Origin of the sequence: Streptomyces sp. NPDC020917, from assembly GCF_044333795.1 — a bacterium.
GTDB lineage: Bacteria > Actinomycetota > Actinomycetes > Streptomycetales > Streptomycetaceae > Actinacidiphila.
Genome location: NZ_JBIRRR010000031.1, coordinates 1 through 11,951 on the forward strand (window position 1 = coordinate 1; position 11,951 = coordinate 11,951).

5 protein-coding genes are annotated in these 11,951 nt (G+C 76.2%); 4 read left to right on the forward strand and 1 reads right to left on the reverse strand.

All coding sequences use genetic code 11. The features are described 5' to 3' along the window. Nucleotides 1-91: 91 nt before the first annotated feature. Entirely contained in the window at nucleotides 92-2,914 is a 2,823-nt protein-coding gene (locus ACH4TG_RS38760) for a lysylphosphatidylglycerol synthase domain-containing protein (protein WP_398247644.1), read from the reverse strand. A 179-nt stretch (nucleotides 2,915-3,093) separates the two neighbouring features. Between ACH4TG_RS38760 and ACH4TG_RS38765 the strand changes: the two genes are divergently transcribed. From ACH4TG_RS38765 to ACH4TG_RS38780, 4 genes are all read left to right on the forward strand, one after another. Further along, a complete protein-coding gene (locus ACH4TG_RS38765) occupies nucleotides 3,094-3,471 on the forward strand; it encodes an MGMT family protein (RefSeq protein WP_398247646.1) in 378 nt (125 codons plus the stop codon). 256 nt (nucleotides 3,472-3,727) lie between these two features. Further along, nucleotides 3,728-7,510, forward strand: a complete 3,783-nt coding sequence (locus tag ACH4TG_RS38770; RefSeq protein ID WP_398247732.1) for a UvrD-helicase domain-containing protein — start codon at nucleotides 3,728-3,730, stop codon at nucleotides 7,508-7,510. A 170-nt stretch (nucleotides 7,511-7,680) separates the two neighbouring features. Next, on the forward strand, nucleotides 7,681-8,463 hold the full coding sequence (locus ACH4TG_RS38775) for a hypothetical protein (RefSeq protein WP_398247648.1): 783 nt from the start codon (nucleotides 7,681-7,683) through the stop codon (nucleotides 8,461-8,463). Nucleotides 8,464-8,506: 43 nt separating this feature from the next. Next, nucleotides 8,507-11,905 carry an ATP-dependent DNA helicase gene (locus tag ACH4TG_RS38780; RefSeq protein WP_398247650.1) on the forward strand — a complete coding sequence of 1,133 codons (3,399 nt, stop codon included), beginning with the start codon at nucleotides 8,507-8,509 and terminating at the stop codon, nucleotides 11,903-11,905. Nucleotides 11,906-11,951: the final 46 nt, after the last annotated feature.

An 11,951-nucleotide genomic window follows, 5' to 3' on the forward strand; every position in this document is an offset into this window, starting at 1 on the left:
CAGCTGGCAACTCACTCCGGCCACCGCATAGCGAACCGGGGCTGCCCAGCCTCCGACCGGACAGCCCCTCACCAAGATCTTCATGAGTCTTCTAGAGCTGGCCCTTGCGGGTGAGGTTGGTGAAGGCCATCCAGCCGGGGAGGACCGGCAGCCAGAAGGTCAGGAGCCGGAAGAACAGCACCGCGGGGGTGGCGACCTCCTTGGGCAGCCCGGCCGCGATCAGCCCACCGGTCAGGGCCAGCTCGACCGCGCCGACGCCGCCCGGCGTGGGCGCCGCCGACCCCAGCGCGTTGCCCGCCAGGAAGACGACCGCGATCGCCGCGTAGCTCAGGTGCCCGCCGAACGCCCGCACGCAGCCGTCCAGGCAGATCACGAAGCACACCGTCAGCATCAGCGTGCCGCCGATACCGGTGAGCAGCTTCGCCGGCCGCTGCAGCACGTCCAGCATGCGCGGCACCACCCCGGCGAACAGCGCCCGCACCCGGGTCGAGACGAACTTGCGCAGCCCCGGCACCGCCGTGACCACCAGCACCAGCACGCCCGCGGTCAGCAGCCCGGCCATCACCGTGCGCGACGGCGACAGCGACGGCGTCTTCTCGGTCCCGGTGATGAAGCCGAACGTCATCAGCAGCATCACGTGCGCGCCCAGGCCCACCAACTGCGACGCGCCGACACTGGCCACCGCCAGCCCCGGCCGCACGCCGGCCTTCTGCAGATAGCGGGTGTTCAGCGCCACACCGCCCACCGCGGCCGGCGCCACCAGCTTCACGAACGACCCGGCGACCTGCGCCATCACCGTCCGCATCAGCGACAGCCGCTCCGGCACGAACCCCGACAGCGCGCACGCGGCCGCCACGTAGCTCGCCGCCGAGCCCAGGACGGCGATCATCGCCCAGCGCCAGTCCGCGTGCAGCACGGCCTGGCCGATCGGCACCGAGCTGAGCTGCGACAGCAGGAAGTACGCGGCGAACGCGCCGGCGATCACGGTGACCAGCGTCCGCGGCTTGATCCGCTCCAGGCGCGCCGGCTCCACCGGGGCCTGCGGCCGGATCAGCAGCACCTGCTGGCGGATCCGGGAGAGCAGGTCCTCCTCGCGGACCTCCTCCAGCGCGTCCTCTATCGCCCGCTTCTCCGCCTTGTCCTCGGCCTTGCGCTCGGCCTTCGACGGCACCTTCGCCGACGCCTCGGCCTGGTCAGGGGCATGCTCGGCCTCCAGCGCCCGCCGCTGCTCGCGGGCCGTCTTCTCCCGCGCCGACGCGGCCAGCACAGCCTCGCGCTCGCGCTGCGCCCGGGCCCGGGCCAGCACCTTCAGCTGCGCGCGGGTCGCCCGGCTCAGCGCGATCGGCTGCAGCAGCGGCAGCGACTGGGCGACCGTGTCGGGACCGAGCACCGCCAGCGCGGAGGCCACCGCGCGCTCCGGGCCGACCCGCAGCGCCAGCGTCGTCAGCAGCTGCGCGATGTCCATCCGCAGCACGATGTCGCCGGCCGCGATCTCCCCGCCGCGCAGATCGGTCAGGAACACCCGGCCGCCCCGGTCCACCAGCAGCGACTCGCCGACCAGCCGCCGGTGCGCGATCCGCCGCGAGTGCAGCGCCCGCACCTGCGTCCAGGTCTCCCGCATCAGCCCGTCGGTGATCTCCTCGTCGGCCAGCGCGTCCAGCCGCCGGCCGCCGATGTGCTCGTAGACCAGCATCACCGCGTCCGGGCCCAGCTCGGACGTCGCGATCAGCTTCGGCGCGTTCGCCCCCGCCGCGATCGCCGCGTAGGCCAGCAGCGCCTCCTGCTCCAGCGCCTGCCGCAGCGACAGCAGGCTGCGGCGCTGGGTGATGCCGCCGACCAGCGACAGCCGGCGCCACGCCCGGTAGAAGAAGCCCTGCGCCTGCTGCTCGCGGTCCACCACCGTCACGTCCAGCGGCGGGCCGTCCTCCATCGTCACCAGGTACGCCCGGCCGCGGTCGGAGTCCGCGGTCGCCGGCTCGTCGTGGCCCACCCGGCGCGCGGTCAGCGGGGCGAAGCCGACCCGGCGCAGGCCCGCCATGAGGTTCTGGCCGGTCGGCCGGACGTTCGGCGAGCCGACCGCGTAGACCGTGCCGTACGCCACGGTCCAGCCGATCAGCACGGTCAGCGCGATCGAGAACGGCGTGGTGTAGCCGCCGACCAGCACCGCGAAGGCGTCCAGCAGCAGCACGAACCACAGCGCGACCCGCCAGCGCGGCCGGCGCGCCATGCCGACCGCCGTGACGTAGGCGATGACCGGCGCCAGATAGCCGTGCACCGGATCGGTCATGCCGGTGCCGGCCGGCGCGGTGTGCGACAGCGCCTCGCGGATCGAGGACGGTGCGGAGTTCGTCACCCACAGGTCGGTCGCCAGGGCCGTGCCGTGCGCCAGCACCGCGGCGAGCACGCCGTCGGCGATCCGCAGGCCGTCCCGTTTGACCAGCCGCTCCACGGCGAAGGCGACCGGCACGATCAGCACCGCGACGCTCGCGGTCAGGCCGGCGAACGACGACAGGAAGCCGGGCGCGTGGGTGGCGCCCTTGTTGATGTCGGTCTCCAGGCCGGTGGTGGTCGCGTGCGCGAACCCGGCGACGGCCAGCACGACCGCGATGCCGAGCACGCCGAGCAGGAAGCGGACCAGGTCGGCGGGGCGGTGCACCCGGGCGGCGAGCAGCGGCTCGTCGACCGAGACGGCGTGCCGGGTCGACCCGGACTCGGGCAGGTCGGCACCGCCGTCGTGCGGGGCGCCGTCGTCAGGACCGCCGCCGTCGGCACCCCGGCCGTGGTCGTCGTCCGACCCGCCGCTCCTGCTGCCGCCGCCGGGGGAGCCCCCGCCGCGCGGCGTGTCGGCGCCGGTCTGACGGGTGCTGCCGCTGCCGGCGCCGCCCTCCTCCTGGCCGGCGGCGGGCGCGGGCACGGCACGGGGGGCGGCGGCGGCCTCCCCGGCCTCCCGCGCGCCCGTTGTGTCCCCTGTCGCCTGTTCTTGGTCTTCTTGGTCTCGTATCACCAGTCACCGCCCGCACGATGGTGGCACGACGGCCCCCCGGATCGCACCGGAACCCCCCGGTGTCGGACGTCTGGGGCAGGATTGGACGGATGAGCGAGGAGTACGACCCGGGGGCGCCCAGCCCCTATGCGGAACGCGTCCTGGAGACGGTCGAGCTGATCCCCGCGGGGCGGGTCATGACGTACGGCGACGTGGCCGAATGGCTCGGCGAGGGCGGCCCGCGCCAGGTCGGCCGGATCATGGCCCTGCACGGCAGCGGCGTGCCGTGGTGGCGCGTCGTACGGTCCGACGGCGTCCTGCTGCCCGGCCACGAGCGGGACGCGCTCGCCGAGTACCGCGCCGAGGGCACCCCGTTGCGGCTCGCCGGTCCGCCCGCCGAACGCCACGTGCCGAAGGTCGACATGCGCCGGGCCCGCTGGGACGGGCAGGGCGCGGCCGACGCCCCGGGAGGCGCGGTCAGCGGGTGACAGCCGGACGGTCATGTCATCCAGCTTCCGGCATGCGGAGCACTGACATACCCGCGGCTCTCCGTACGGAGTACATTCCTCGACCCTCACGAAACCGGCGAACCACGTGAACCCCTCTTCCTCTTCCCGTCCGGCGGCCGATCCAGCCGATCCTGCCCTGCCGGGCGCGCCCGCCGGGCCCGGCACGCCCGGCGGCACAGGCGTGCCCCGGGCCCGCACGGCCACCGGGGGAGCGGTGGCCGGCGGGTACCGGCTGGTGCGCACGCCCGTGGCGCCCGCGGCGCCCCCTGTGCTGGACGCCACACAGCGCGAGGTGGTTGAGCACCGCGACGGACCGCTGCTGGTGCTGGCCGGCCCCGGCACCGGCAAGACCACCACGCTCGTCGAGGCGGTCACCGCCCGGGTCGCCGCCGGCACCCCCGCCGACCGGATCCTCGTCCTCACCTTCGGCCGCAAGGCCGCCACCGAGCTGCGCGACCGGATGGCCGCCCGGGCCGGGGAACACGCGACCCCGCAGGCCGCCACCTTCCACTCCTTCTGCTACGCGCTGCTCCGCGCCCACCAGGGCACCGCCGGGTCCGGCCTGTTCGCCGAGCCGCTCCGGCTGCTGTCCGGGCCCGAGCAGGACCTGGTGGTGCGCGAGCTGCTGGCCGGGCAGGCCGCGCTGGCCCGCGAGGGCCGCGCCCGGGTCCGGTGGCCCGACGACCTGCGGGCGGCCCTGGGCACCCGCGGCTTCGCCGACGAGGTGCGGGCGGTACTGGCCCGCACGCGCGAGCTGGGCCTGGGCCCCGGCGACCTCGCCGCGTTCGCCCGCCGCGCGGGCCGCCCCGACTGGCTCGCCGCCGCCGCCTTCCTCCAGGAGTACCTGGACGTCACCGACCTGCAGGGGGTCGTCGACTACACCGAGCTGGTCCACCGCGCCGTACGCCTCGCCGGGCGCCCCGAGGTGCACGCGGAGCTCGCAGCGCGGTACGACGCGGTGTACGTGGACGAGTACCAGGACACCGACCCGGCCCAGGTGCGCCTGCTGCACGCCCTCGCCGGGCAGGGCCGCACCCTCGTCGTCTTCGGCGACCCCGACCAGGCGATCTACGCGTTCCGCGGCGCCGATGTCAACGGCATCCTCGACTTCCCGCAGGCCTTCCCGCGGCGGACCGGCGCCGACGCGCCCGTCCTCGTCCTCGGCACCTCGCGCCGCTCCGGCGCGGCACTGCTGGCCGCCGGCCGGCAGGTCGCCTCCCGGATGCCCCTGCCGCGCCTGCCCGCCGCGGCGGTCCGCGCCCACCGCGCCCTCACCCCGGTCCGCGACGGCGGCACGGTCGCCGTCCGCACCTACCCCTCGCCCGGCGCCGAGGTCGACTCCATCGCCGACACCCTGCGCCGCGCGCACCTGGAGGACGGCATCCCCTGGCGCGACATGGCCGTCCTCGTGCGCAGCGCCACCCCCCTCCCGGCCCTGCGCCGCGCCCTCACCTCCGCCGGCGTCCCCGTCGACCTTGAGGCGTCCGCCGCCCCCCTCCACACCGAACCCGCCGTGGCCCCCCTCCTGCACGCCCTCCACATCGCCGCGCGCCCCCTGATCACGGAGGCGGAGCCGGCACCGGTCGGCAAGGCCGGGCCCGCGACCGAGGGCCAGGCCGGGCCCGCGGCCGAAGAAGGCACCGGGTCCGGGCCGGACGTGGCGGCCGGGGCGGGGGCCGGTTCCGCGGACACGGCTGCGGACGGGGCCGGGGCGGGGCGCACGAACGAAGGAGGCGCCGGGTCCGCGCTTGGCGTCGAGGCCGGGGCCGGGCCCGCAGGCCACGGAAGCGCCGGGTCCGCGCCGGACATCGAGGTCGCGGCGGGTGCCGAGGACACCGGGGCGGACGAGGGCGAGGCCGGGGCCGGGCGCACGAACGAAGGAGGCGCCGGGTCCGCGCTTGACGTCGAGGCCGAGCCGGCCGCCGACGGCACGACGGCGGGCGAGGCCGGGGCCGGGCCCGCAGGCTGCGGAAGCGCCGGGTCCGCGCCGCACATTGCGGCCGAGCCGGAGCCGCGGGCCGCGGCTGGAACCGAGCGCGATGCCGCAGCGCAAGCCGGACCGGAGCCGGAGCCGCGGGCCGAGCCCGAGCCCGCGTCTGAACCCGAACCCGAACCCGAGCCCGCACCCACACCCGGGCCCGACGCCGCGGGCGGGATAGGGGTCGAGGAGGCGCTCGACCTGCTCGTGTCGCCGCTCGGTGGGATGGACCCGGCGGACCTGCGCCGGCTGGGGCGGGCGCTGCGCGAGGAGGAGCGGGCCGCGGGCGCCGCGGTGCCGCGGCCGTCCGACGTGCTGATCGCGGAGGCCCTCGCCGAGCCGGAGCGGCTGGTGACCCACGACCAGGCGTACGCGCGCGCCGCGCTCCGCCTCGGCCGGCTGCTCGCCGCCGCCCGCGCCGTGCTCGCGGCGGGCGGCACCGCCGAGGACGCGCTGTGGCGGCTGTGGTCCGGGTCCGGCTGGAGCGCCCGGCTGGAGCGCGCCGCGCTGCGCGGCGGCCCCGCGGGCCGCAACGCCGACCGCGACCTCGACGCGGTGTGCGCCCTGTTCGACACCGCCGCCCGCGCCGAGGAACGCACCGGCGGCCGCGGCGCCCTCAACCTCATCGAGGAGCTGTCCGGCTTCGACATCGCCGCCGACACCCTCAGCGGCCGCACCGTACGGCCCGACGCCGTGCACCTGATGACCGCGCACCGCTCGAAGGGCCTGCAGTGGCGGCTCGTCGTCGTGGCCGGGGTGCAGGAGGGCGTGTGGCCGGACCTGCGCCGCCGCGGCTCGCTCCTGGAGGCCGACCGGATCGGCCGGGACGGCCTCGCCCCGCCCCTGTCGCAGGGCGCGCTGCTCACCGAGGAACGCCGGCTGTTCTACGTCGCCGCGACCCGCGCCCGCGAACGCCTCCTGGTCACCGCCGTGAAGTCCTCGTCCGACGACGGCGACCAGCCCTCCCGCTTCCTGGCCGAACTCGGCGTCGAACCCCGCGACGTCGCCCACCGCCCGCGCCGCCCCCTGGCCGTCGCCGCGCTCGTCGCGGAACTGCGGGCCACCACCGTCGACCCCGACGCGTCCCCGGCGCTGCGCGAGGCCGCCGCCCGCAGGCTGGCCCGGATGGCCGCGCTCACCGACGAGGGCCACCCGCTGATCCCCGCCGCGCACCCCGACCGCTGGTGGGGCCTCTACGAGCCGACGCGCTCCGCCGTGCCGGTCCGCGACCGCGACCGGCCGGTGGCCCTGTCCGGCTCCGCGCTGGACCAGCTCGCCAACACCTGCGCCCTGCAGTGGTTCCTGGGCCGCGAGGTCAAGGCGGAGCCCCCGTCCACCGCCGCCCAGGGCTTCGGCAACGTCGTGCACGTACTCGCCGACGAGGTCGCCTCCGGCCGCGCGCCCGCCGACCTCGACGTCCTCATGGCCCGGCTGGACTCGGTGTGGGACGCGCTCGCCTTCGACGCGCCCTGGAAATCCCGGCAGGAGAAGGAGAACGCCCGCGCCGCCCTGGAACGCTTCCTGCGCTGGCACGTCATGGAACGCGGCCGCACCACCGTCGCCACCGAGCACGACTTCGACGTCACGCTGGACGCCGGCGAGGTGCAGGTGCGGATCCGCGGCAGCATGGACCGCGTGGAGACGGACGCCGAAGGCCAGGCGTACGTCGTGGACTTCAAGACCGGCCGGGCCAAGCCGACCGCGGCCGAGGTCGCCCGCCACCCCCAACTGGCCGTCTACCAGCTGGCGGTGCGCGAGGGCGCGGTCGACCCGCTGTTCGGCGGGGACCGCCCCCACCCCGGCGGCGCCGAACTCGTCCACCTCAGGCTCGGCGCCGCGCAGAAGGCGGGCGGCGACGCGATGCCCGCCGTCCAGCAGCAGGAGGCGCTCGCCGGCGAGTGGGCCCAGGACCTGCTCGCCGAGGCCGCCGGCCGGGTCCTGGACGAGCGCTTCACCCCGGCCACCGGCCGCCACTGCGCCCACTGCGCCTTCCGCAGCTCCTGCACCGCCCGCCCCGAGGGCCGCCACGTCGTGCAGTAGCCGCCATGTCGTGGAGTAGCCGGCACGCCGTGGAGTAGGGGACCGCCCGGTGAACCGCCCGCAAACGCGACGGCGCCTGTCGGGCCCCGGCGCTATGTTGGCGGTACCACCACGAAGGCGGGGTGCGCGTGGGAGCGCGCGAAGAAGGTGCACAGTACGAGGGGGCGGCCATGGGGGCCACACACAGGATCCTTGCCGCGGCGCTGGCCGCGGGTGCGGCGACGCTGGGCCTCGCCGGCTGCGGCGGGCACAGGAGCAGCGCGGACGCACCCCTGGTGCGCCCCGCGTCGACGCACACCGACACCGGGCCCTACGCGGACCTGACGGGACGCCAGCTGATGGACCGTGCGATGACCGCCATGAAGGCGGCCCCCTCGATGACCATCGACCTGCGCACCACCGACGACAACGGCGGGGCCGTGCACTTCACGTCCGCCCTGACCAAGTCCGGCCTGTGCGCCGCCGCCGCGACCGCCGACGGCGACAAGCTGCAGGTCATCCGCACCCACTCGACGTACTACCTGAAGGCCGACGGCGCGTTCTGGCGGACGCAGGGCGGCAAGAACGGCGAGGCGATGGCCCGGCTGCTGGCCGGCAAGTGGCTGAAGATGCCCCAGAAGCAGGGGCAGAACTTCGCCGAGCTGTGCGACCTCGGCATGATCCTCGACCAGATCTCGCAGGGCGCCTCGTCGGGCACCTACACCAAGGGCGGCCCGACCACCGCGGCCGGCCGGCCCGCCGTGTCCGTCGTCGAGAGGGACACGGACGGCACCACCACCGACATCCTCGTCGCCGCCTCCGGCACCCCCTACATCCTGCGGGCCTTCACCCCGGACGACACCTCCAACTCCGCGTCGTTCAGCGGCTTCGGCACATCCCCGCACATCTCCGCCCCGCCCGCCGGCCAGACGATCGACGTCAGCGCGTTCGGCAACCCGGACATCTCGATATGAATCCGCCGGCGCTCCTGTCGGCGCGGCCGGATAGCCTCACCGGGTGGCACCGCGCATCACCCGACCCGAGCAGCTGAAGGAGCTGCTGGGCATCCCCTTCACCCCGGAGCAGCTGGCCTGCGCGACCGCGCCGCCGGCTCCGGCGGTGATCGTGGCCGGGGCCGGGTCGGGCAAGACCACGGTGATGGCCGCCCGGGTGGTGTGGCTCGTCGGCACCGGGCAGGTCGCCCCGGAGCAGGTGCTGGGCCTGACCTTCACGAACAAGGCCGCGGGTGAGCTGTCCGAGCGGGTCAGGCGGGCGCTGGAGCGGGCCGGCATCAGCGGCCAGGACGACGAAGGCCCGTACGGCGATCCGTACGGCGGCCTGTACGGCGGCTCCTTCGACGGCGGACGCGAGCCCGGTGCGCCGCCCGGCGACGCCCGCATCGCGACGTACCACGCGTTCGCCGGGCAGCTGCTGAAGGACCACGGGATGCGGATCGGGCTGGAGCCGGGCGCCCGGCTGCTCGCCGACGCCACCCGCTACCAGCTCGCCGCGAAGGTGCTGCGGGCCGCGCCCGGACCGTACCCGGCGCTGACCAAGGGCCTGCCGACCCTTGTCGGCGACCTGCTCGCGCTGTCCGGGGAGCTGGCCGAGCATCTGGTGCCGGCCGAGCGGCTGCGCGCCCACGACACCCGGCTGGCCGCGGAGCTGGCGGCCGTCGACCCCGCCAAGCGCGGCAACGCCTGGGTCAGGGACGTGGCCGCGGCCGTCGCCGCGCGTCGTGACCTCGCCGAGCTCGCCGCCGTCTACCGGAACGAGAAGCAGCGCAGGGACCTGCTGGACTTCGGCGACCAGATCGCCCTGTCGGCGACGCTCGCGCAGACCCGGCCCGAGGTCGGCGCGCTCCTGCGCGACGAGTACCGGGTGGTGCTGCTCGACGAGTACCAGGACACCTCGGTCGCGCAGCGGCTGCTGCTGGCCGGCCTGTTCGGTGGCGGTACCGGTCATCCGGTGACGGCGGTCGGCGATCCCTGCCAGGCGATCTACGGCTGGCGCGGTGCGTCCGTCGCCAACCTCGACGACTTCCCGCGGCACTTCCCGCAGGCCGGCGGGCTGCCCGCGGCGCGTTACTCGCTCAGCGAGAACCGCCGTTCCGGCGGTCGGCTGCTGGACCTGGCCAACACCCTCGCCGCGGAACTGCGCGAGCGCCACGAGGGCGTGGAGGCGCTGCGGCCCGCGCCGGGTGCCGAGCGCGACGGGCTGGTGCGGTGCGCGCTGCTGCCCACGCAGCAGGAGGAGATCGCCTGGCTCGCCGACTCCCTCGCCCATCTGGTGGGCACCGGCACCCCGCCCGGGGAGATCGCCGTGCTGTGCCGTACCGCGGCGCACTTCCCGGAGATCCACGCGGCGCTGGTCGCCCGGGACGTGCCCGTGGAGGTCGTCGGACTGTCCGGGCTGCTGCATCTGCCGGAGGTCGCCGACCTGGTGGCGATGTGCGAGGTGCTGCACGACCCGACCGCCAATGCCGCGCTGGTGCGGCTGCTGACCGGCCCGCGGTGGCGGATCGGCGCCCGGGACCTGGCGCTGCTCGGCCGCCGTGCCCGGCTGCTCGTCCGCTCGGGACGGCCGGGCGCGGAGGGGGACGCTCTGGCGGCGGCCGTGGAGGGCGTGGACCCGGCCGAGGTCGTCTCGCTGGCCGACGCGCTGGAGACGTTCCTGGACGCCGATCCGGGGGACGACCTGCCGTTCTCGCCGGAGTCCCGGGTGCGGTTCGCGCGGTTCGCGGCGGAGCTGAGGGATCTGCGGCGGGCGCTGGCCGATCCGCTGATGGACGTGCTGCACCGGGTGCTGGCGGTCACCGGCCTGGAGGTGGAGCTGTCCGCGTCGCCGCACGCGCTGGCCGCCCGCCGCCGCGAGACCCTGCAGACCTTCCTCGACGTGGCCGCGGGGTTCGCGGCCCTGGACGGTGAGGCGACGCTGCTGGCGTTCCTCGCCTTCCTGCGTACGGCCGCGGAGTACGAGAAGGGCCTGGACAGTTCGCTGCCCGGCGGTGAGAACACCGTCAAGGTGCTCACCGCGCACAAGTCCAAGGGCCTGGAGTGGGACGTCGTCGCGGTGCCCGGGCTGGTGGCCAAGGGCTTCCCGAGCGAGCGCGGCCGTGAGCTGTGGCCGGTCAACGCGAAGGTGCTGCCGCACGGGCTGCGCGGTGACGCGGCGACGCTGCCCGACGTGCCGGAGTGGACGCGGGCCGGCGTCGACGGGTTCCGGGAGGCGATGAAGGAGCACCAGCGGGTCGAGGAGCTGAGGCTGGGCTATGTGACGTTCACCCGCCCGCGGTCCCTGCTGCTGGGCTCCGGGCACTGGTGGGGCCCGAGCCAGAAGTCGCCGTTCGGCCCGTCCGTGTTCCTGGACGCGCTGCGCGCGCACTGCGAGGCCGGGTACGGCGAGATCGAGCACTGGGCCGACGCGCCTGCTCCCGAGGACGTCAACCCGGCGCTGGCCGAGGCGGCCGAGCAGCCGTGGCCGCTGCCGCTGGACCCGGCGGCCCTGGAGCGGCGCCGGTACGCCGCGAAGTCGGTGGTCGCGCACCTGGACGCGGGGGCCGGGGCGGCGGCGGGTCCGGAGGTGGAGGGCGCGCCTGCCGCGGGAGGCGTGGGAGCCGGAGACGCGCAGGACCCGGTGGGCGCCGTCGGGACGGCTGCGGCCGCGGAGTCGGCGGAGGGAGCGGAAGCCGCGGGGGCGCCGGGCGGGGGCGCCGGGCTGGTGTCGGAGGAGGAGCGGCTGGCCGCGTCCTGGGACCGTGACCTGGACGCGCTGGCGGGTGAGCTGCGGCGGGCGCGGGCCAGGGTCCACGACGTTCCGCTGCCGCGTTCGCTGACCGCCACGCAGCTGCTGCGGCTGGCCGCCGATCCCGACGGGCTCGCCCGCGATCTGGCCCGGCCGATGCCGAGGCCGCCGGCGCCCGCGGCCCGGCGCGGCACCCGGTTCCACAGCTGGCTGGAGTCGCGGCTGGAGACCGGCCCGCTGTTCGGGCTGGACGAGCTGCCGGGCGCGGAGCCGCGGGACGACCTCGACATCGCCGACGAGCGCGACCTGGCGGCGCTGAAGGAGGCGTTCCTGCGCACGCCGTTCGCCGACCGCACCCCGTACGCCGTCGAGGTGCCGTTCCAGATCGCCCTGGGCGCGCGGGTGGTGCGCGGGCGGATCGACGCGGTGTACCGGGACGGCGACGGGTACGACCTGCTCGACTGGAAGACCGGGCACCCGGACATCTCGCCCGGGGATCCGCTCCAGCTGGCCGTCTACCGGCTGGCGTGGGCCGAGCGGCAGGAGGTGCCGCCCAGCGCGGTGCGGGCCGCGTTCCTGTACGTGCGCACCGGCGACGTCGTGCGTCCGCCCGGGCTGCCGGGCCGCGCGGAACTGGAGCGCCTGCTCGACCCGCGGCCGCCCGGCGGCTGAGCGGCCCGGCCCGGCGTCGACGGCGCGCCTCGCGGCTGAGCGGCCC

What these genes read in the sequence shown, in the direction of transcription:
- ACH4TG_RS38765 (WP_398247646.1), top strand. Translation starts at nt 3,094, where the DNA reads ATGAGCGAGGAGTACGACCCGGGGGCGCCCAGCCCCTATGCGGAACGC.
- ACH4TG_RS38775 (WP_398247648.1), top strand. Translation starts at nt 7,681, where the DNA reads ATGGGGGCCACACACAGGATCCTTGCCGCGGCGCTGGCCGCGGGTGCG.